The following is a 22,714-nucleotide window of genomic DNA, read 5'->3' on the forward strand; positions in this document are numbered from 1 at the left end:
TTAACGCCCGGTTTTAATACCGGTCCATGCGCGAGATAAAAGACGATCAAACTTCGCTGTATGTGCTAACTGCGGGAACAACTTTGCTTTAACAGCATCAGTTGGATAAATACCCGGGTTATCAAGTACGGCTTTTTCTATAAATGGCGTTGCCGCTGTGTTTGGTACAGCGTAATAAACATAGTTCGCAATATTCGCAGCGGTTTCACCACGTAAAACAAAATCAATAAACTTGTATGCGTTTTCTTTATTAGGCGCATCAGCAGGAATAGCCATCAAATCAAACCATACCTGTGTACCTTCTTTGGGAATTGAGTAGCCGACTTTAACACCTTGACCGGCTTCTTCTGCTCGGCTTTGCGACTGTAAAATATCACCATTATAACCCAGTGCTAAGCACACATCGCCATTGGCTAAATCGGAGATATACTGGCTTGAATGAAAATATTTATAGTTTTGACGATTATCTTTAAGTAACTTCGTTGCTTTTTTTAGGTCGGCTTTTTTTTCTGAATTAGGATCTAAACCTAAGTAGTTCATTGCAACCGAAAGCATATCCGCTGGCGCATCCAATAACGCAATACCACAGCCCTTCAGTTTAGCGCTGAGCTCAGGTTTGAAAATCAAATCCAGCGTGTCAAACGGCATGTCTTTGCCTAAACGAGATTGTAGCATGTCTAGGTTGTAACCTAAGCCAACGGTTCCCCATGCATAAGCGACGTTATGAGCATTTTCTTTGTCGCTACGCGCGGTTTTTTTTGCTAATTCAGCATCAATATTTTTATAGTTTTTAAGCTTGGTTTTATCAATTTTTGCATAAACGCCCGCTTGTAGTTGACGCTCAAGAAACGCACCGGTTGGTACAACTAAATCATAACCGCTGTTACCCGCCATTAATTTTGCTTCTAACATTTCATTAGAATCATAAACATCGTAGTTAACTTTAACGCCGGTTTCTTTTTCAAATTTTTTGACATCAGTAGGATCAATATAATCCGACCAATTATAAATATTTAAAACATTGTCTTGTGCAAGGGCTGTCTGCCCTAGTGCAAGTGTTAACGCAGTTGCAATACCTAGCTTAAACGGATTCATGTTGTTATCTCCAGTTTTCAATGTGTAATGTGGGGCCACATTGTCTTACCTTGTCCCAATTTTGATGTTTCAATAAACATATAAAAAAGAACGGGTATTATTTTTATTTTTATAGTTTTAGCTGAATCCGTCAGACTAAAACCTGCACGTTTCAAGTCTCTCTTTGGAGACTTTTAATTCGGTAAACACATCCCGTGTTTCTCATTTCAATGTACGTAATGGGTGGTTTAGACTATATACCCCTCATTGGGTATTCAGTCTATATACGCCACACCAAAGTAGCAACTGTGCACGATTAAAAGCACTCAGGTCTAAGCACGCATTATTTTTGTGCACTTAAACCTGACCTCTCGCGAATATCAGCGAGGGTTACAACAGACCTAAATACGACTCGTATTCCACGTCCGAAATTCGATCATCAAAGCGCAGTTGTTCTTGCTCTTTAGCCGCTGAAAATACGCGAATAAATTCTTCACCTAAATATTGGTTTAACACATCAGAATTTTTAAATATTTCTGTTGCTTGATCCCACTTATTAGGCAGCTCATATGCATCACTATAATCTTCTGCTTCGGTTTCAGTATAAGCATCGCCTTCGATAGGTTGTGGTGGCATTAATTTATTTTCAATACCGTACAAAGCCCCCGCAAGAATCGTTGCTAAAACCAAATATGGGTTTGCATCCGCACCAGACACACGATGCTCAATACGACGAGCAATGCATGGGCTTTCTGGAATACGTATTGCTACCGTACGATTTTCATAACCCCAACACGCAACCGTTGGTGCATGCGCACCTTTCATAAAGCGACGATAAGAGTTTAAGTGAGGTGCAAATACCAACATACCGTCTGCCATCGTGTGTATTAGACCAGCCACTGCATGTTTTAAAATATCGGTACCTTCATCCGTACCATCATCAAAAATATTGTTGCCGTCTTCATCTAGTAAGCTGAAGTGCACGTGGAAACCATTACCACTTTGATCAGCATAAGGTTTCGCCATAAACGACGCGCTAATACCATGTTTACGAGAAATGCCTTTGATCAAGCGTTTGAACATAATCGCTTGGTCAGCCGCTAACATTGGATTAGCCACATGATTTAAATTAATTTCAAATTGCCCAGGCCCTAATTCAGAAATAATCGTATCGGCTGGTACACCTTGAATTTCACATGTCTCGCGCACTTCTGTAAAAAAGGCCTCTAAGTTATCCATTTCATCAATGGAATAACAATCCGTTTCACTTAAACGACGACCATGGCCATCCAACATTTTTGGCGGGCGCGGACGTTGACTCTTTTCAGACTCAGCATCCATTAAGTAAAATTCTAGCTCCGTCGCCATCACAGGTGTTATCCCAAGCTTTTTGAAGCGCTCAGTAATGTGAGTCAGTATTTGTCGAGGGTCGGCCAAGAATGGTGAGCCATCAGGGTTAAACATCATGGCTAAAATTTGGTTGCGCGGTGATTGCGCCCACGGCACAGGAATAGGGTCTAAATGCACAGGCATACAAACGCCGTCACTATCGCCAGTTTCGAATACTAAACCGTTTTCCCAAACGTCATTACCCCAAACGTCCATACCTACAACTGAGCGCGGTAGTTTAACGCCTTCTTTCGCCATTTTTTTACTGGCATTAGGTGGCATACGCTTACCACGCAAATTGCCATTTAAATCAGTAATAAATAAATCAAACTCGGTATCGCTATTAGATGACATGGTCACTTCTCTTTGATCATAACCGCCAAGCGGCAAGGCAGGATTAACTGCAATTTACTAACTTTTTTGATTTCTACAACATTTTTGTGATCACAATAATTTATAAATTGTGATCACAAAAATATTTAAAGGCGCACCACAACCGAGTAACATACGCTTTATTCAGCAAAATGCGATCTCATTATGATCCGTACGAATCAGGGCCACTAAATACAATATGGACAAAAACTCTCCTATAGAATTTACCTTAGCTGAGCGCACTGCATCTGTAACTATCACTCAGTGGGTATATGCTACTTTGCGCAATGCCGTCATGTACGGAAAGATACTACCAGGGCGCGCGTTGACCATCCGCGAACTCGCTAAGGAGCTTAACGTAAGCCCTATGCCCGTCCGAGAGGCCCTGCGCCAACTCGCCGCTGAAAACGCATTAGAAATACAAGGTAATCGCCGCGTTATTGTTCCTAAAATGACCGCTATGAAATTCAATGAGTTATGCCAAGCACGCATGGCACTAGAAAGCCATGCAGCGGAGCGCGCACTACCTTATATAGACGAAACAAGGTTACAGCTTTTACAGCAAATCGACGCTCAAATCGATGACACCCAGATCAGTGGAAACCATGAACCGATCAGCGCACTCAACCAAGAATTTCATCGCACCTTATACACCGCAAACCCCCATCAAGTCACGCTTCCTTTGATAGAAAGTTTATGGCTGCAGCTTGGCCCCTTCATGAAATTAGCAAGTGCCCACTTAGAGCTGTCAACTCAAGTGGATCGTCATACTGAAGCCATGGCCGCCATTGAAAGTCGTGATGCGTTTGCCTTGCAATTAGCCATCAAAGCCGATATTCGAGAAGGCTTTAATTTTGCGAGCACCCCTGAATCACTGCAATGTTTTATTGATGAGTCAAATCGTCACAATTAAGCCAATCACTCATCCATTTACGCTCATCCCAGCAAACCCTTAACGCGGTGCTCGTCAGCCCCGCTGGCGTCATAATGCATTCGTTGTATGTGCCCTATTGCTTAGACCCTCTTTTAATAAGCGGCACTTCTTAACCGGGCAAATCGCTAATACTATTGACATATTCATTTTGTGATCACAAAATGAAACATAAAAATAACAAGCTAAACTTGATATTCGGCGATCTTAATAAGGAGCGAACATGTCAAAGCAATCATTAAACACCCAAGATATTCAGCAAATAGACGCCCAACACCATTTACATCCTTTTTCGAACACCACGGCGCTGAATGCCAAGGGCGCACGCATTATCGAAAAGGCCGAAGGTGTATATATTTGGGACAGCGAAGGCAAAAAACTGCTCGATGGTATGGCGGGCCTGTGGTGCGTCAACATGGGGTATGGCCGTAAAGAGTTAGCCGATGTCGCCTACAAACAGATGCAAGAGCTGCCGTACTACAACACCTTTTTTCAAACAAGCCACCAAAACGCCGCCGAACTCGCCAAAGAAATCGCCAGCGTTACGCCCCACGACTTAGATCATATTTTCTTTGCCAATTCAGGCTCTGAGGCTATCGATACGATTATGCGTTTGGTTCGTCATTATTGGGTGATTAAGGGTAAGCCTTATCGCAACATTATTATCGCTCGAGATAATGCTTACCACGGCTCTACACTCGCAGGGGCAAGCTTAGGCGGCATGGGTGGCATGCATAAACAAGGCGCGCCGTTAGTGCCCGGAATTGAACACATCCGCCAACCATATTGGTACGGTGAAGGCGGTGACATGAGCGAAGAAGAATTCGGCCTCGCTTGCGCCCAAGCACTTGAAGATCGCATCTTAGAAGTGGGCCCTGATAACGTCGCCTGTTTTATTGGCGAGCCAATTCAAGGCGCTGGCGGTGTTATCGTCCCACCCGCTAACTATTGGGCTGAAATACAAAAAATTTGTAACAAGTACGATATTTTATTAGCCGCAGATGAAGTGATTTGTGGCTTTGGCCGCACAGGTAGCTGGTTTGGTAGCGATACCTTCGGCATTAAGCCTGACATTATTTCGATGGCAAAAGGTTTGTCATCAGGATACTTACCCATTGCCGCCGTTGCCGTAGGCGGACGCATCAGTAACGCATTGATGGCACACGATGATGATTTTCATCACGGCTATACTTACTCAGGTCACCCAGTGAGTGCCGCGGTTGCGCTTGAAAATATTCGCTTAATGAAAAAAGAAAACATTATCGATTACGTAGCCAATGATATTGGCCCTTATTTTCAAAACGCATTGCGAGAGCGCTTAGGCGATCACCCATTAGTGGGGAATATTGTTGGTACGGGTTTAATTGCGGGCATGGCATTAGTAAAAAATAAAGCACCAAAAGCGTTTTTCGGTGACGACATCGATATTGGTTTAATTTGTCGTAATCATTGCTTTGATAACGGTTTAATCATGCGTGCAACGGGCAGCCGAATGGTGCTATCACCGCCATTGATTATTAGCCGCGATGAAGTCGACGAGCTCGTGGATAAAGCCCTTTTATGCTTTAACTTAACTTTGAAAACTGTCAGCTAATACAAATTAAAGTGCAGCCAAACTATTTGGCTGCAAAATTTTTTGACAGTGTATTTTTGACCGAGGCACCATGAATCCCATTATAAGCCAAGACCCTCATAAGGTTAATTGGCAAAAGCAGTTAGCATCATTAATTGATCATATTCGATTGCGCAGTTTTCCCAATGCGCTCGAAGATTTTCTTGCCAGTCAATGTCACTTTGATAGTGTGTTGATGCTGACCTTTAAGAAGTCGTTTAAACCCATTGTGCTTCACCCTACCAATCAAGCTGAACACAGCCCGACCTTGCGTAGCTATTTGAAAAAAGAATACATTCTTGACCCTCTGTGTACGGCAATAGAACAAGGCACGATTCCCAACATCAGCCGTCTAACTGATATTGCACCGGACTCATTTGAAACCACAGAATATTATCAAACCTGCTATAAAGATTTTGATTTTGTCGATGAAATAAACATCATTATTCATTTAGATAACGATGTGGCATGTGCCATTACCATTGGCCGAAAGACGCGTCTGGGCACCATCACCCGTGCAGAGCTAAAACGCTTAAACGATGTGTATCCGATTATTAATTCGCTAGTGCGCCAGTTTTGGCTATCGCAATCGCAAGAATATGTAAAATATGAAACAGAAGCAGGCGCCATGAATCATGCGCTATGTACGTTTGCAAATGGCGTATTAACCAAACGCGAGCAAGAAATTACCGCCCTAATTTTACAGGGTCACTCTTCAAAGGCCATTGCCAATCAATTAAGCATCAGCTTAGGTACGGTAAAAGTGCATCGTAAAAATATTCATACACGTTTGAATACGTCTACCCAGTCTGAGATTTTCACACTGTTTTTAAGCCATTTAAATGAGCTAGACTCGTCACCGTCTGCCTAGCCGCTCTCTTATTTATACTCAAATATAAAAAAAGCGCGACCAAAGGAAGAACTTGGCCGCGCTAAAAACACTCGATAAAATAAAAGACAGCACATCTAAAATTTTAATCAGTAAAACGAGTTTACTGCACTAAAATTGGCATCACTATATGTCTGAATAGGTAGACCATTAGCGAGACATTTAAGTTCCTATAACGGTCAATTTAACTAAACATCAGCGGTACTAACATAAAAACAATTAAGACTGCTTATTAGCCGCCAGCACATATAAATACTCTAATGCTAACGTCGCTGCAGCCAACGAGGTAATCTCGGCATGATCATAAGCCGGCGCCACTTCGACGACATCCATGCCAATCAAGTTAAGCCCTTGCAAACCTCGAATAATTTTTAATGCACAATCTGTGGTTAAACCCGCTGCCACTGGTGTGCCTGTGCCTGGTGCATAGGCTGGATCTAAACAATCTATATCAAACGTTAGATATACTTTTTTATCACCTACACGCTCTTTAATTCGCTTTAGAGTTTCATGGGGGCCGTTATCCCCCACCCAAGCACCGTCTAGCACTTCAAATGGATAATCTTTACGGGTGAAGTTGGTACGAATACCAATTTGCAATGAATGTTCGGTATCCACAATGCCTTCTTCAACCGCATGGTGTAAAAAGGTGCCGTGATCGTATTTACTGCCACCGCTGTAGGTATCGGTATGGGCATCAAAGTGAATCAATGCAACCGGGCCGTGCTCTTTAGCCACAGAGCGTAAAATGGGCAAGGTAACAAAATGATCGCCGCCAATGGTTAATGGATTTTTGCCCGCTTTTACAATATTTAAAATATGCGCTTCAAGGCTATCGACTAAGGTTTGCGGCTCACCATGCAGAAAGTTTACATTACCCATGTCGCCGACTTTTAAATGATCATCTAGGGCAAAATCCCACGGCCAGCGTTCGCCTTCCCATGCCATATTAATAGACGCTGCACGCACGCCTTGCGGGCCGTTACGCGAACCACCGCGACCCGTCGTCGCCATATCAAACGGCACACCGCTGACAATCACGTCTGCGTCCGAGGTCTTTAAATCGGTTACTAATGGGAATTCTAAAAACGTGACACCCAATGCACCATAAATTGGATAGTTCGCATTTGCAGCATTTGAGCTCGACATAATAAACCTTAGTGCAGGGTAAAAGATGAGCTAAGTGTAGACAGACCATGATAATTAGTGAAATGCATATTTTAAATACAAGTATGTATATAATTAATACTTAATCTAAAAGGATGCATCCGATGAATCTGCGCCAATTTGATTTAAATTTACTGATTATCTTTGAAGCCCTCGTGAGTGAATGCCATGTGAGCCGAGCAGCCAATAAAGTATTTTTAAGTCAATCTGCCATGAGTCATGCGCTTAACCGCTTACGCGAACAACTGGGCGACCCCATTCTTGTGCGCACCGAACAAGGTTTGCAACCCACACCAAGAGCATTGGCGATGGCACCACAGGTACGAAGCGCCTTACAACTATTGCAACAGAGCATCACCCCCAGCGATGAATTTGATGCCACCAATGCACAGCGCACCTTCACTATTGCCAGTACCGATTATTTTGAAGCCGTTATCTTCCCTGAGCTACTCAGCCACTTATTAAGCATTGCACCGAATATCAAAATTGAAATTGAAATGATTGCCGAAGATGCCAGCCAAACTCGTTTAGCCAATGGCGCGGTGGATTTAGTGGTAGGCATGGATGCCGAACAACCCTTACCCAGTCATTTAATCAGTGAGCACTGGTTGAATGAATCTCAGGTATGCCTAGTGGCAAGCGCTCACCCTAGTGTTAAACACAGTTTAAGTTTGAAACAATATTTAAAGTTGCATCATGTGGTGTTTTGGGATGTCAGCCAAGTAAGTGCTAACTCGGTAGATACTTGGCTTGAGCAACAAAACCTATCGCGCCAACACGTGGCCCGCACCGTTAACTATATGGCCGCGGCCCGTATTGTTGAGAAGACCAATGCCATTATGACCCTACCACTTCACATGGCGCAGCTATTTAGTGAGATGATGAGCGTACGTATTGTAAAGCCGCCTAAAGGCATTCCTACTATTAATATGACCATGGTGCACCACCCGCTTTATAGCGAAGACCCTGCCGTTAACTGGCTAGCCAAACATATTCATGATTTTAGCCAAGCCATTGACTGGTAATGCCAATTTATAAAATTGATATTAAGATTGCGCCTGTGTGACTTTCTCACAAATGTAAGCACCAATGGGTAATGCCGATGTGGCCGCAGGGCTGGGCGCATTACACACATGCAACGAGCGTGGACTTTGAGCAAATAAAAAGTCATGCACCATACTGCCATCCTTCATGACCGCTTGGGCACGAATACCAGCGGGATAAGGTTCTAAATCTTTAAGCGTTAAACTTGGGCAGTATTTTTGTACGGTTTTTAGGTAACCGGGTTTCCACCAAGAGTTCCGTGTTTCGATTAGGCCAACTTTAATGTTATTTTTTAGCACGCGCCAAAAACCGCTAAAGCACACCATATCGAAAATATCGTTTAAGCTTACATTGATTTTGCCATAACCTTCACGCTTCCAACCTTGTACCGCATTAGGACCAACGGTCACACTGCCATCAATCATACGAGTTAAGTGCACCCCCAAAAATGGCAGATCGGGATCTGGGATGGGGTAAATCAAATGATTCACAATATGGTTATGCTTCGCGGGCAAACGATAATACTCACCGCGAAACGGAATAATTTGAAAGTCCGTTTTAATACCTAACATTTTGGTGGTGCGATCAGCCATTAAACCCGAACACGCCACTAAAAAATCAGCGGTTAACATGACCTCTTGATCACCATTCATGGCTTTAACGCTTACTGCGTTGGCATCTTCGCTTAAATCCACTGCTTCGTGTTGCAACAAAACCGTGCCGCCCAATTGCTGAAATCGTTCAGCTATTTTTATGGTTACTTCTTGGTAATTCACAATGCCGGTTTGCTTAACAAAAATTGCCCCTATGCCACTAATATTAGGCTCACGCTGTTTAAGTTGTGTTTGATCTAATAGTTCAGCCTCTATGCCGTTGTCAGCGCAACGTGCGTACAAAGCAAGCATGCGCTCGTGTTCTAAAGCATTCGTTGCCACCAGTAACTTGCCACATTGCTCATAATGAATATTATTATCTTGGCAAAACTTGATGGTGGCTTGCACCCCTTCTTTACAGAACTTAGCTTTTAAAGAACCTGGCTGATAATACACCCCCGCGTGTATCACACCGCTGTTGTGTCCTGTTTGGTGACAAGCAAATTGAGTTTCTTTTTCAATAATGGCGATACGCTTTTGAGGGAATTGCTGCTGTAATTGCCATGCGGTGGAAACTCCGACGATTCCACCACCGATTATTATATAGTCAAATTTCATCAAGCTGCCTGTCACGTTATATTGCGCTAATTAACCACGAGTCTAACAAGAATACATTGTGTATAAGTAGCGTTTACCTGTTTTATCGGGCTTGGGATCACCGCAGAGCCTTAATCATTCCCCCCACATAAACGACAACCCTACTTTTTTTGCCTTTTCGCAATAAAGATCACTGGCAGATAATAATCATTCATTCTGGTATGACAACAATATATAACATCCCGTAGAATAGTCATGGTTATCCCCACTCACTTTATTGAGAACACCATGGCCAGCACTGCTTTAAATAGCAACATCAAACGCGTTATAGGCCAAGTGGTGAACATATTGCGCTTTCAGGTACATTCGACCTCAAAAGCAAGACTTAGCGAACCCAACAAAAATGAGTACCAGCATGCATAAGAATACCAACATGCTAACCACCCCTATTATTCAAAACCTAAAGCGTCTTGCCGTGCTGCGCTTAATTGTGTGTTGCGGCATAGCATTAGCACTTACTTTAATTGGCTTAGACCAAACCCCGCCCATGCAACAACTGATGTTATGGGGCGTGCTAACCACTCTTACATTATTAAGCTTACTTAACTTATGGCGCGCCAAACACAACCAAGCGGCGCCCTATGAGCTGTTTGTGTATCTATTAGCCGACACGCTATTAATCGCCGCCCTGATTTATGTAAGCGGCGGTGCCAATAACCCGTTTATTACCTATTTATTAGTCCCCATCGTCATCAGTGCTGCCACATTAAGCTGGGCCATGACTTGGATGCTGTGCATGTTGTCCATGGCGTTATATGGGGTTTTATTATTTTTTTACTTTCCACTGCCTGCTCTTGATCACCACCTTGCCCACGCAGGTTTAAGTTTCCATATTATTGGTATGTGGTTTACCTTTATTTTAAGCGCCTTATTAATTGCGTATTTTGTAGTTGAGATGGCGTTCGATATGCGCGAAAAAGACAAACAAACGGCCCACTATCGCGAACAAGTTTTGCAAAATGAACACCTCATGTTGCTCGCTAGCCAAGCCGCCAGCACCGCTCATGAGTTAGGCTCTCCGCTGACCACCATAAAAATGCTGAGTCATGAATTACAACAGTTAGCAAATTTAGATGACGACAGCCGCGAAGATCTGCAATTAATTCATCAACAAATTGAACTGTGCCAACAAAAATTAAAACGTCTCAGTCAACCCAGCCAACTCGATATAAGTGATGCTCAAACACTGCATACCTTTTTACACAGCACCACTCAACAATGGTTATTACTGCAACCAAAAGCCCAATTTAATTGGCAAAATGATTTAAAAGAAATAAAAAACAGTCCACAGGTACAATATCCACTGGTATTAATGCAGGCCATTATTAATCTATTAGATAATGCCAACCATTCGTCTAAACAACCCATTGAATTATCACTAACGTGGGACACACAGCAATGGCAATTGGATATTCAAGATTATGGTGATGGCATTGCAGATGATTTTTCACTGCCCAACCAACCCGTAGAGTCCAGTAATGGTTTAGGCATTGGTTTATTATTAAGCCACAGCAGTATTCTGCGCTTAGGTGGCAGTATCTCTTTGCGTAATCATGAGCAAGGTTGTTTAACCACTATTAAGGTGCCGTTTCATGTCGAATAATGACAATACATTTTTAGTGATTGATGATGACACCACCTTGTTAAGCGTTATGGTACGCAGTTTAAAACGTCGAGGCTTTAATGTTTTACAAGCTGAAAATGGCGAACAAGCCCTCAGCCTTTGCGAACAACACCAGCCTAAATATATCTCCCTTGATTTAAAACTCGAACAAGAAAGCGGTTTGCATTTAATTGAAAAATTGAAAAATCAATCTCCACTTTGCCAAATCGTAATGCTCACCAGTTACGCCAGCATTGCCACCGCGGTGGATGCGATAAAATTAGGCGCTCACCAGTATTTATGTAAGCCCGTGGATATTGATGAGCTATTGAACGCATTTGATGACTCATCAAATACAGAGTCATCAACTGATGCCGAAGTCGCGGATAAACCAACATCGGTAAAACGATTAGAGTGGGAAAAAATTCAACAAACCTTACAGGCAAATGACGGTAATATTTCAGTGACAGCACGTGAGCTGGGCATGCATCGTCGAACACTGCAACGTAAGTTACAAAAGCATCCGGTTAAACATTAATGTCATTTAAAAATGAATTAAAACACTCATGTACGAGGGTGCACCGCGCCCGATTGATTGATCCTCCCTTACCCTCTCTCATAATGACAACTATAAAGCTCAATAAATTTTTAGTGGTAAATCGTTTTACCGGGCGCGGGGCACCCTCCTACCGTTAGCGTCAAAAACATGAGTGTCTCAATCATCACTAAAATACTTATCCACATTAAACGAGCTTAATAAATGAGGAAACGTTCCCATTACCCCTGCCACCACCATGCCGTTGATAAATGCTTCGGGAAACAACATTAGAGGCAGGTACATAAAATATTCTTCATAGACCGCTTCCCACGAATACACCTGCAATAACACCAACATAACAGATGTGGTACACGCCACTGCCAATAGCGCAAAAGCGCCATTAAAAAAGCCGCATAAAAAAATGTACACAAATGGGTTGGCTGGTAATTTACGCTGAACCAATTGCAGGACAGCAAACGAGGTGAGCACGGGTAAGACTACCGATACCACAAAGTTGACCGCAAAACCGGTGTAACTTTCTAACCCAATAATGGTGACGCACAATAAACCAATGGCACCTGCTATTATGGCTAATGGCCAGCCCATCACAAGTGTGGCCGCCGTAAGCCCCATAAAATGAATGCCTAAACCGCTGCTTAAACCCGCTCGAATCGACCATAAAATAGCAAGTGCCAAGCAGGCGCTATAAAACACATGTTGTAATAACGACTGCTCTTTAAGGGCTAACCAATTTACTCGCCACAACGCCCAACCTAATATCAAAACACTGGGGATAAATAGCAGGTAAATAAACCATGCGGGTAGCAAACCAGATTCTATACTCACAACAGGCTCCCTTAATTTAACTGAATACCGCGCCTTAACTGCCTTAACTGGTTATTTTACGGCATTTTAGGTACTCTACGCCGCTATTTTCCGCTGTGCACAAAATTTAATCGAGGATCAGATGTTTAATCTCATCAGAAAAACCACCGACAATCCGAAAAACGATATTTTATCTGGTCTAACGGTCGCCCTCGCACTTGTGCCAGAGGCCGTAGCCTTTGCCTTTGTTGCTGGCGTTAACCCATTAGTGGGCCTATACGCAGCCTTTATGGTGGGTATTATCACGTCTATCTTTGGTGGTCGCCCAGGTATGATCAGCGGTGCAACCGGCGCGATGGCGGTTGTAATGGTGGCACTGGTTGCTGATCACGGTGTGCAATACTTATTTGCGGCGGTGGTGCTGTGCGGCTTTATTCAAATGTCCTTTGGTATATTTAAGCTAGGTAAGTTTATTCGCCTCGTGCCTCAGCCTGTTATGCTCGGTTTTGTAAACGGCTTAGCCATTGTGATTTTCTTAAGCCAGCTAGAGCAATTCAAGTTTGTTGATGATGCTGGCATGAAAGCTTGGTTAGACGGTAACGCCATGTACATCATGCTGGGGCTTGTTGCGTTAACAATGGCAATTATCCAGTACTTACCTAAGTTAACCACCGTGATCCCATCTGCGTTAGCCGCTATTGTCGTGGTGAGCTTTGGTGCGATTTGGTTAGGCTTAGATACTCGCACAGTGGGTGATGTAGCTAATATTGCGGGCGGCTTGCCTGAGTTTAGTATTCCTGCCGTACCCTTTACCCTTGAAACACTTTGGATCATCTTACCTTATAGCCTGATATTGGCAGGTGTTGGTTTAATCGAATCATTATTAACGCTAACTTTAATTGACGAGCTAACTCAAACCCGCGGCAACAGTAATAAAGAATGTATTGCTCAGGGCGCTTCAAATACGGTTAACGGTTTCTTTGGTGGCATGGGCGGTTGCGCCATGATTGGCCAATCGATGATTAACATCAACTCGGGTGGTCGTGGTCGCTTATCCGGTATTACCGCTGCCGTTGCTTTGTTATTGTTTATTTTGTTTGGCTCAGACATTATTGCGCAAATTCCATTGGCCGCTCTTGTGGGCGTCATGATGATGGTGGTACTAGGAACATTCGAATGGTCTAGCTTCCGCATTTTAAAGAAAATCCCTAAAAGCGATGCCTTTGTTTTGATTTTGGTGTCGGGTATTACCGTTGCAACTGACTTGGCCATGGCGGTTATTATTGGCGTGATCGTTTCAGCATTGGTATTTGCTTGGGAGCATGCAAAGCATATTCGTGCTGATATCAAAGAAGAGAACGGCGTGAAAACCTACGAACTACACGGCCCATTATTCTTTGGCTCTACGTCTTATTTCCTTGAGTTGTTTGACCCTAAAAATGACCCTAACAATGTGGTTATTGAATTCAAACACTCACGTGTTGCTGACCATTCAGGCTTAGAAGTCATCGATACGCTTGCTGAACGCTATAATAAAGAAGGCAAAACATTAAGCCTTAAACACTTAAGCCCTGAGTGCCGAACTTTACTTTCAAAAGCCGGCAACATGGTTGAAGTAGATGTGATTGAAGATCCAAAATATCATGTAGCAACCGATAAGCTTGGCTAAACGTTATTAGCAATATGCTGAACGCAAAAAGCCGTTACTGTTTACAGTAACGGCTTTTTTATTGGTTTAATTTTATTGGCTAGGTCACCTAGTCTTTAAACAATGGCAGCGCCATTAATATAGCGTCTTCTTTACCAGCGGTTGTAGGATAATAATTCTTACGTCGGCCTATTTCATTAAAGCCAGCTTGTTCATAAATATGCAGCGCTGGAGCATTACTCACTCGCACTTCTAAGTACATTTCATGGTTATCTTTATGGGCCGCATCATCAACTAAATGCTGTAGTAACAGCTTTGCAAATCCTTTGCCTTGCGCACTTGGGTCAACACAAATATTCAACAGCTCCGCTTCGCCCACCACATAAGACAGAATGCCATAACCAATAATACGATTTTCATATTCAGCCACCGCACAGTATTTTGTAGACTTTATCGCCTGTTCAAATAAGTTATGTGACCACGGGAAGTCATAACCTTGTTGCTCAATGTTCAATACAGCTTCGATATCGTCCAACGACATAGGGCGAAACGCAATCATGGGGTTACTCTAATTTAGTATTAATAATCTAGCTTATGAGGAATCAATTGTTGCCAAAGCGCTTTTTTAGCCATAGGCTCGTGCAGTAATTGTTGCAAGCTAACATCTAATTTAATATGAGGGGTTTGGGTTGGAAAATAATCACAATCGTTAAAAACGATCACGACATTTTTTTCACATGCTTGTTGCAGACGATCAATATGAGCCAATAAATATTTCGAGGCAATGTCTTCACCTTGATCAACATTCGGACTATCGATCATAGGCCAAGAAAATACATTAACATGACGTGGACGACGTTTTTTCCCTTGCATAAACTGAGCAAGGTTGTGCACTAACTTATGCTGTTCTGGCGTAATATTTACATCACCACTAATTAGCCAAACGCCCGAGCTGTAACACCAAAATTGAATATTAAACTCAACGCGTGCGACAGCATCTGCCACTTGCGTGACGGGTGGTGCCGGAAAAGCAGGAGCCGGAATAGAAGACGTCAATGCTGAACTTAATGCACTGGCTGCCGCAGGTTTATTTACCTGAGCCTGTCCTAACGAACTAGCCTGAGGCGACTGAACGGGCGCTGCATGTTCTGGTGCGAAGTGTGGTGTACCTGTTGTAGCCGTTCGAGCAGCAGGCACATCTTCAAAATGACTGGGCGCCACGTACGCCGTCGTATCATTTACATTCACTGCAACCTTAGCCGTCTCAAGTTGTGGTTGAGGTGCTTGAGATACTTCAACCGCAGCAACGTCTATTTGCATATCCTTAGGCACCCAAACATCAATGCCCAAGTGCTCAAGGTAGGTTAATTGTGCTGCGGTATATAACATTTAACTAAACACCTTCCGATTGCGGATGTGCTTTGCCACTATTATTTTCTAATAAGTTAAGAGCATTGATATACGCTTTTGCTGATGCCACCACAATATCGGTATCACTGCCTAAACCGTTGACAATACGGCCACCTTTTTCTAAACGGACTGTCACTTCGCCTTGGCTGTCGGTACCTTGGGTAATAGCATTCACCGAGTACAGTTGCACATTGGCACCCGACTGAGCGTTTTGTTCAAGAGCTTTGAATACGGCATCAACAGGGCCACTACCATCTGAGCTAACCACATGCTCTTTACCATCTACAGCGATGGTCAATTTCGCTTTCGGTGTTTCACCTGTTTGGCTGTGCGCTTCTAGTGTCACCAGTTGGTATTTTTCATCCATATTACGTGTAGCACTGACCAGTGCCTGCAAATCTTCATCAAAGATTTCATGTTTCTTATCGGCCAGTTCTTTAAAGCGAGCAAACGCAACATTCAATTCTTGATCACTATCAAAGCTAGTGCCTAATTCTTCTAAACGTGAACGAAAAGCAGCTCGACCTGAGTGCTTGCCCATCACCATTTTATTCGCGCCCCAGCCAACATCTTCAGCGCGCATAATTTCATAGGTTTCACGGTGCTTTAACACGCCGTCTTGGTGAATACCCGATTCATGGGCGAACGCGTTAGCGCCTACAATGGCTTTGTTTGGTTGCACAGGGAAGCCTGTAATCGTCGACACCATACGTGAGGTAGGAACGATGATTTCGGTATTAATCGCAGTTGTCACATTGAATAAATCACTGCGGGTTTTAATCCCCATCACAATTTCTTCAAGGGCTGCATTACCGGCACGTTCGCCCAAACCATTTATCGTACACTCAACTTGGCGCGCACCATTTGCAACAGCGGCTAATGAGTTAGCAACTGCCAACCCTAAATCGTTATGACAATGCACAGAAAAAATGGCTTTATCCGCGTTTGGAATACGCTCTAAAAGGGTTTTGATTTTGTAACCAAACTCTTCCGGAATCGCATAACCCACGGTATCAGGAATATTTATCGTGCTGGCACCTGCATCAATAGCCGCTTCGATAATGCGACACAAGAAGTCCATATCAGAGCGACCCGCGTCTTCACATGAAAATTCAACATCCGCAACAAGATTACGTGCACGCTTAACCGCATAAATAGCACGCTCAACCACTTGGTCTGGCGCCATACGTAATTTGTGCTCCATATGAATAGGGCTAGTAGCAATGAATGTATGTATACGTGAACGCTCAGCCGCTTTTAGCGCTTCAGCCGCTCGATCGATGTCACCATCAACGGCACGTGCTAGGGAGCAAATCGTGCTTTCTTTGACGGCAGCAGCCACAGCGGCAATAGATTCAAAGTCACCAGGGCTAGCAGCAGCAAAACCGGCTTCAATGACATCGACACGCATTTTCTCTAGTGCTTTACCAATGCGAACTTTTTCATCACGGGTCATTGACGCGCCAGGGCTTTGCTCGCCGTCACGCATAGTTGTATCAAAAATGATTAACTGACTCATGGTCACTCCTGCTGTACATCTACGCTCAAGATCAGGTCATAAAACAGACAAATATGAGGTATTTAGATGCAAAAAAGATTAGAAATAATGAGGCAAACTATAGCGGGAATGAGGTCTAATTTCCATGATTTGTATGGGGGTTAAGCCCTAGAAATTAAGGTATAGGGCTAACAGACAGTTGAGAGGTGAAATCAACATTTTGCATTTTTATGCCTTGCAGCATATTTGAAGAAGTCGAAGATGGGCCGTGCAACAGCTGTACGCTGTCTATGTTTAATTCTTTAAACTTAACATTATGGGTCATAAATAGTTCGGCAGCACCTGTTGTGCCCGCTGACGCAACATCAACTGTCACAGTGTTCTCGACTCCAAATGTGTTGGTGCTGTCATCATAGCCATCGGCTGTGTACATGTTGTTTAGCTTGATAGCCTGGCCCGTTCCTGCGACGCCGGCCGTGCGATTAACTTCATACGTGACCGAATTAGCCTTACCTTCGACGATGTTTTCTTGCAATAAAATGCGTTTATTTTTAATGGTTAAACCTTCACCGTCAGTGCCGATGGTATCAATCCAAGTACCACCATTCGCCGAGCATGCTGTTGCATCAGCGCCATTTGCTCCCATGCAGCGATTAACATTCGCTCCACCACCGCTGATGATGATTTCAGAACCTTTTTGGTACTGAGTCATGGCAATACCACCTAAGCTTTTACCCGTCGTGCGATCACCAAAGCGAATATCGTTAGCGGCAAATTCGCTCCACAGTTCGCCCAGCACAAGCTTGATACCGTCATTATCAACATCCATAGTCATATCACGCATATGAAACTCATACGTCACGGCATCTAAATGAATACCAACAGCACCAGACTTGGTCACGGTGAAATTACCATCCGTAATCAACATATCGGCATCAATGTTAATACCGCTGCCACTGGCACCACCACCACGCACTTCAATAGCACCATTTAATGTGAAGCTAGCATCACTGTATAAGCCAAGCATTTCATGACCATTTTGTAGGGGGGATGTTTCATCACCGACACGTAAACCATCTAAGCCGTAGTTGACCTTGTAATTACGAATACCAATCGCCAAAAAATCATCGTTGGCATCATTGGTATTATCGATTGATAGGCTGCCGTCACGAATATCAAGCGTTGAGTACCCTTCGCCATAAGCATAAAAGTTATCCGCCATCAGTGTATTGGTATCGTCGGTATAAAAATAATCCGCCGTCATATTCCACTGGTTGTATAAGCTAATACCATCAGATACAGAGCTCACCTTTGCATAAAAATTTGTCATAAAACTATCAAAGCCCGCAGCGGCAAGATTTGCATCGCTAAAAAAATCATTACCCGCAAACGCGATACCAGGTGCAAGCTTCAACTGGTTTTTATAATCAACCGAATTATGAGTCCCATCGCTGAAGTCAAAGCGGACTTCAAAAGCACCCACTTTATTACCCGCTATCTCAACTAAATCGGTTTTAAAATTACCTGTAACACTATCCCACTGCATGGCAATGTGATCACCTAAATTGGTCTCAGCGGTTCCAATATCAAACGTAAACCCAACCACATCAACCACACCAGACTGTTTAGCTATTTTAACCGTCGCATCATCCGTATAACTAGACACGTTACCGTCACCGGATGCATTCACACTGTCATCAAATTCAAAATGCATATCCATGGTAATACCCGTGCCTTCACGACCACCACCATAAACAAAGATGCTGCTATTTTTGTACGTACGAGATTGAGCAAAGTTACCCAATGAATTAGCAGCAACACAATCAACGTCAGAAAAACACACCGAACCTACGTTATAGTCATACGACATCGTCGGCATGCGTAACGCTAAGTAAGCCTTAACTCCATTATCTTCGATATCAATGGTCATATTGGTGAGGCTGCTGTTATATACTATGTCATTGACTTGCAACGTATTACCGTTGGTTGTCCAACGAAAATCACTGTCTGTAATACTGGTATCACTAGAAATAATAAAACCAGACTCACCCGCCGTTTTACCGTTAATGCTGAGTGTGTTTGTGCCCGTCCAATCGTATTGAATTTGGCCGAAGCTTTGGCGAGTGGCAAAATTATCTGCAACACTGCCACGGTGATTACCAACCGACATCGAACCAATTTGTAAACGTGTTGCTTGAAAGTCACTCACAATAACCAAACCGTCATTACCGTCAATATCAACTGTATGAACAGAAACCGCTTGTTTATTATTGATATCACTTGGATGACCAATCGCAATATCTTTAAAGTCTAAAATTTCACCTGACGTACCGTCTTTATCTGAATAGCGAATATCTTCAACTTTAATTAATTTATGCATCTCTACGGTTAAGCCAGTTTGACCAGAGACCGATTCAAGAAAGGTCTCATCCATACCAACCAGTTCGGCATTGGCAAGACTGACACTTAAAGACAAGGGAATAATCAATAGTGATTTCATTAGGGATTCCCCGTTGGAAACACAAGCATGTTCCCTTGCATATTAACGGAGCCATTAAAATTCACACCATGACGAATTTGTTGCTGATAGCCTGTATCCGTTGGGCGACCTTGTGAGCTAGTCACCACTGAATATTGAAATTTCTCAAACGTCACTTTATCCGGCAAACCAATTTCAAGTACGGTCATGCCATCAATGCCAACTTCGTTTTCGTCGCCGCCAAAATCATCAAGTACACCATCAATCGTGCGCGACTTGAGTGTTAGCCCTTCGAAAGAAATTTTACCTTTCATTTCATCTAAAGCGATCCAACCACCGTTTTCATTAGGCTGAACAGCAATTCGGGCGCCACAGCGTTCAGCTGATGCGGCTTGTTTTTCTACACAGGTCCCCCACACGCCAGTATTACCTATATCAGCTGATGTAAGTGGACCACCATTTTCGTTTAAATTTAATTCACCAGAAAAGTGACACGCCACTTTGGCCACTAACATTCGCCAAACTTTCATCCGATATTTCTTCTAATGCTTGAGCAGAAAAAGAAAGAAACACAAACAAGAACGTAAAGATTTTAAAGGTCATGGCTGGTGACCTCCAAGTACTGAATTTGTAAACCCTGTAACGATGAACTACCAAAACTCTCAGCACCAACCGTTAGGTTTGAGATAGTAATATTTGTCTTACGACCGTTTTCATAATAATCGTTATACCAGTTCCAAGTAGCCGCATCAGATGATGCTAACGTACCATCACTGCCGATAGTCCCTGTAGTTGAGCTAGGTACACGACTATCACCAGGTGAAGGCAGCGGCTGAATCATTATGCTAAGAAAACCTTGTTCCGTTACCGCAATGGTCATAGGCTGATAATACTTGGCGTCGCCTAAGGCTAATTCCATAGAAAAGCCTTCAAAGCCCACTTGCTCGCCACAAGCTGAACCATCAAGTTCACAACTATCAAACATCAACTTGCCTGCGTAAAAATTAATTTGTGCTTCCATCATCAATGTCTCAACAACACCGCCTGGGCCAGATGCACCATCTATGTCTGCATCCCCACCCCAGAAACGCCAGAAGCTACCGTCCATATTGGCGGACTGAGCATGAAAATTAAGATTAATGTCTTTAGTACTATCTGAAGGGAATTGACGATTAATACGAAAACCCATATCAAAACGTTCACCACGAAAAGAGCCGTCGCTAGGACGACTAGAACAGGTACCAGAACCCGCAACTGCGTTAGGGTTTGTACAATCGTAACCAACTGAAGCATTCACATGTGTCGGCATCGCAACTTGTAGTACTGATTTGTCTGCCCAACCATCCGCGCCGTTACCCAGTGTATCGCCGTCTTTTAAGTCAATCGTGATTGGGTTGTTTAGCCGACCGACGTTAACAGTCTTACCTGCTAAGTTGGTTCCGAATTCTGTGCCTGTTCCGGCAAAATAGTATTGTGCGATATCGACATTAACGGCGTTACCTGCCGAATCTGCAATACCTGTAATTTGAAATTGATTACCTGTTTCACCGCCTAATAAAACACCGCCAGCCCCATCATCACGAGCATTTAAGCTCTCGGCTAGCATTTCGATTTGGTAATCTTCATAGACAAGGCCAATCCCCTCGCCGGTAATGTCTGATAATTCAGACTCCGAAAGGTCAGCCATTTCAGCTTGTGTATTAAAGACAACTGAAAGTAATAGCAGTAAAAGTATTGAGTGCTGTAGCAAGAGTTGGCCTCTTTATTATTGTTTTAGCCAGCCAAGCTAGGATACAAACAATTACACTTTTTGAATAGGTTTTGTTTGTTTCTCATGTGGGTTTTTACAGGGTTTCACCCACTAAAAACATTTCAATAGTGACTTGATGTACTTATGTACCGATAAATAAGGTGATTTTGTTTTTAAGAATATTGAGACGTAGAGTGAAGGACTTTTAGACAGGCAAAAAAAATCCCCGATGCGCAAGCATCAGGGATTTTAGTGTTTAAAGCTTGACGATGACCTACTCTCACATGGGGAGACCCCACACTACCATCGGCGATGCATCGTTTCACTACTGAGTTCGGGAAGGGATCAGGTGGTTCCAACGCTCTATTGTCGTCAAGCAAACTGGTTCGGATAGACGTTTGTTCAAACGGCTTTCCAAATGCTTTGGATAAATTTTCTTCGTTCTTTGTTTTAAACACATTGTAGCAATCAAGTTGTGCGATCTTAATATCGTACTGAAGTTTTTAGATCAGTTTTGGCGTTATATAGTCAAGCCTCACGGGCAATTAGTACTGGTTAGCTCAACGCCTCACAACGCTTCCACACCCAGCCTATCAACGTTGTAGTCTTCAACGGCCCTACAGAACACTCGAAGTGTTAGTGAGATCTCATCTTGAAAGGGGCTTCCCGCTTAGATGCTTTCAGCGGTTATCCTGTCCGAACATAGCTACCCGGCAATGCCATTGGCATGACAACCGGAACACCAGAGGTTCGTTCACTCCGGTCCTCTCGTACTAGGAGCAACTTTTCTCAAATCTCAAACGCCCACGGCAGATAGGGACCGAACTGTCTCACGACGTTCTAAACCCAGCTCGCGTACCACTTTAAATGGCGAACAGCCATACCCTTGGGACCGGCTTCAGCCCCAGGATGTGATGAGCCGACATCGAGGTGCCAAACACCGCCGTCGATGTGAACTCTTGGGCGGTATCAGCCTGTTATCCCCGGAGTACCTTTTATCCGTTGAGCGATGGCCCTTCCATACAGAACCACCGGATCACTATGACCTACTTTCGTACCTGCTCGACGTGTCTGTCTCGCAGTTAAGCTGGCTTGTGCCATTACACTAACCGCATGATTTCCGACCATGCTTAGCCAACCTTCGTGCTCCTCCGTTACTCTTTGGGAGGAGACCGCCCCAGTCAAACTACCCACCACACAGTGTCCTCGATCCAGATAATGGACCTGAGTTAGAA

At 43.5% G+C, this 22,714-nt stretch carries 19 protein-coding genes and 2 rRNA genes (1 of these 21 only partly in view); 7 read left to right on the top strand and 14 right to left on the bottom strand.

The genetic code is table 11. The annotated features are described in order from the left end of the window. Together ACU6U9_RS01185 and ACU6U9_RS01190 are read right to left on the bottom strand one after the other, a co-directional pair. Complete coding sequence (locus ACU6U9_RS01185; RefSeq protein WP_446733258.1) at positions 1-1,095, bottom strand: polyamine ABC transporter substrate-binding protein; 1,095 nt, start codon at positions 1,093-1,095, stop codon at positions 1-3. Positions 1,096-1,464: 369 nt separating this feature from the next. Beyond that, positions 1,465-2,817 carry a glutamine synthetase family protein gene (locus ACU6U9_RS01190; RefSeq protein ID WP_446733259.1) on the bottom strand — a complete coding sequence of 451 codons (1,353 nt, stop codon included), beginning with the start codon at positions 2,815-2,817 and terminating at the stop codon, positions 1,465-1,467. A 217-nt stretch (positions 2,818-3,034) separates the two neighbouring features. Between ACU6U9_RS01190 and ACU6U9_RS01195 the strand changes: the two genes are divergently transcribed. The 3 genes from ACU6U9_RS01195 to ACU6U9_RS01205 all read left to right on the top strand — a co-directional run bounded on the left by ACU6U9_RS01195 (position 3,035) and on the right by ACU6U9_RS01205 (position 6,249). Next, positions 3,035-3,748: a GntR family transcriptional regulator gene (locus ACU6U9_RS01195; RefSeq protein WP_446733260.1), complete on the top strand. Its 714-nt coding sequence runs from the start codon at positions 3,035-3,037 to the stop codon at positions 3,746-3,748. A gap of 241 nt (positions 3,749-3,989) precedes the next feature. After that, positions 3,990-5,360, top strand: coding sequence for an aspartate aminotransferase family protein (locus tag ACU6U9_RS01200; protein ID WP_446733261.1), 1,371 nt, complete (start codon positions 3,990-3,992; stop codon positions 5,358-5,360). A gap of 70 nt (positions 5,361-5,430) precedes the next feature. Beyond that, positions 5,431-6,249 carry a LuxR C-terminal-related transcriptional regulator gene (locus ACU6U9_RS01205; RefSeq protein WP_446733262.1) on the top strand — a complete coding sequence of 273 codons (819 nt, stop codon included), beginning with the start codon at positions 5,431-5,433 and terminating at the stop codon, positions 6,247-6,249. Between the two features lie 237 nt (positions 6,250-6,486). On the opposite strand, the gene speB is transcribed toward ACU6U9_RS01205, so the two are convergent. Beyond that, positions 6,487-7,416: an agmatinase gene (speB, locus tag ACU6U9_RS01210; protein ID WP_446733263.1), complete on the bottom strand. Its 930-nt coding sequence runs from the start codon at positions 7,414-7,416 to the stop codon at positions 6,487-6,489. Positions 7,417-7,538: 122 nt separating this feature from the next. On the opposite strand from speB, the gene ACU6U9_RS01215 reads away from it, so the two are divergent. Further along, a complete protein-coding gene (locus ACU6U9_RS01215) occupies positions 7,539-8,459 on the top strand; it encodes a LysR family transcriptional regulator (protein WP_446733264.1) in 921 nt (306 codons plus the stop codon). A gap of 21 nt (positions 8,460-8,480) precedes the next feature. Here the strand turns inward: ACU6U9_RS01215 and lhgO are convergent, their stop codons facing one another. Continuing rightward, positions 8,481-9,689 carry an L-2-hydroxyglutarate oxidase gene (gene lhgO / locus ACU6U9_RS01220; protein ID WP_446733265.1) on the bottom strand — a complete coding sequence of 403 codons (1,209 nt, stop codon included), beginning with the start codon at positions 9,687-9,689 and terminating at the stop codon, positions 8,481-8,483. Positions 9,690-10,083: 394 nt separating this feature from the next. On the opposite strand from lhgO, the gene ACU6U9_RS01225 reads away from it, so the two are divergent. After that, complete coding sequence (locus ACU6U9_RS01225; RefSeq protein ID WP_446733266.1) at positions 10,084-11,331, top strand: ATP-binding protein; 1,248 nt, start codon at positions 10,084-10,086, stop codon at positions 11,329-11,331. Continuing rightward, complete coding sequence (locus tag ACU6U9_RS01230; RefSeq protein WP_446733267.1) at positions 11,321-11,869, top strand: response regulator transcription factor; 549 nt, start codon at positions 11,321-11,323, stop codon at positions 11,867-11,869. The genes ACU6U9_RS01225 and ACU6U9_RS01230 overlap by 11 nt, the downstream gene beginning before the upstream one ends. Positions 11,870-12,046: 177 nt before the next feature. Here the strand turns inward: ACU6U9_RS01230 and ACU6U9_RS01235 are convergent, their stop codons facing one another. Then, entirely contained in the window at positions 12,047-12,715 is a 669-nt protein-coding gene (locus tag ACU6U9_RS01235; RefSeq protein WP_446733268.1) for an energy-coupling factor ABC transporter permease, read from the bottom strand. Positions 12,716-12,836: 121 nt separating this feature from the next. On the opposite strand from ACU6U9_RS01235, the gene ACU6U9_RS01240 reads away from it, so the two are divergent. Then, positions 12,837-14,363, top strand: coding sequence for a SulP family inorganic anion transporter (locus tag ACU6U9_RS01240; RefSeq protein WP_446733269.1), 1,527 nt, complete (start codon positions 12,837-12,839; stop codon positions 14,361-14,363). Between the two features lie 88 nt (positions 14,364-14,451). On the opposite strand, the gene rimI is transcribed toward ACU6U9_RS01240, so the two are convergent. The 9 genes from rimI to ACU6U9_RS01285 all read right to left on the bottom strand — a co-directional run. Further along, the gene (rimI, locus tag ACU6U9_RS01245; RefSeq protein ID WP_446733270.1) at positions 14,452-14,901 is read right to left on the bottom strand and encodes a ribosomal protein S18-alanine N-acetyltransferase; all 450 of its coding nucleotides are present in this window, start codon (positions 14,899-14,901) and stop codon (positions 14,452-14,454) included. 20 nt (positions 14,902-14,921) lie between these two features. After that, positions 14,922-15,731: a hypothetical protein gene (locus ACU6U9_RS01250; RefSeq protein WP_446733271.1), complete on the bottom strand. Its 810-nt coding sequence runs from the start codon at positions 15,729-15,731 to the stop codon at positions 14,922-14,924. 4 nt (positions 15,732-15,735) lie between these two features. Beyond that, positions 15,736-17,271, bottom strand: a complete 1,536-nt coding sequence (locus ACU6U9_RS01255) for a 2-isopropylmalate synthase (protein ID WP_446733272.1) — start codon at positions 17,269-17,271, stop codon at positions 15,736-15,738. A 154-nt stretch (positions 17,272-17,425) separates the two neighbouring features. Next, on the bottom strand, positions 17,426-19,750 hold the full coding sequence (locus tag ACU6U9_RS01260) for a DUF6160 family protein (RefSeq protein ID WP_446733273.1): 2,325 nt from the start codon (positions 19,748-19,750) through the stop codon (positions 17,426-17,428). Next, positions 19,750-20,259, bottom strand: coding sequence for a hypothetical protein (locus tag ACU6U9_RS01265; RefSeq protein WP_446733274.1), 510 nt, complete (start codon positions 20,257-20,259; stop codon positions 19,750-19,752). Before ACU6U9_RS01265 ends, ACU6U9_RS01260 begins: the two co-directional genes overlap by 1 nt. Continuing rightward, on the bottom strand, positions 20,207-20,332 hold the full coding sequence (locus ACU6U9_RS01270) for a DUF6160 family protein (RefSeq protein WP_446733275.1): 126 nt from the start codon (positions 20,330-20,332) through the stop codon (positions 20,207-20,209). The genes ACU6U9_RS01265 and ACU6U9_RS01270 overlap by 53 nt, the downstream gene beginning before the upstream one ends. Continuing rightward, on the bottom strand, positions 20,322-21,479 hold the full coding sequence (locus tag ACU6U9_RS01275) for a hypothetical protein (protein ID WP_446733276.1): 1,158 nt from the start codon (positions 21,477-21,479) through the stop codon (positions 20,322-20,324). The genes ACU6U9_RS01270 and ACU6U9_RS01275 overlap by 11 nt, the downstream gene beginning before the upstream one ends. Positions 21,480-21,740: 261 nt before the next feature. Then, positions 21,741-21,856: ribosomal RNA gene (rrf, locus tag ACU6U9_RS01280) — 5S ribosomal RNA — on the bottom strand. A gap of 147 nt (positions 21,857-22,003) precedes the next feature. Next, positions 22,004-22,714 (bottom strand): 23S ribosomal RNA (locus ACU6U9_RS01285) (it continues 2,176 nt past the right edge of the window).

This window comes from Pseudomonas sp. HK3 (genome assembly GCF_052920985.1).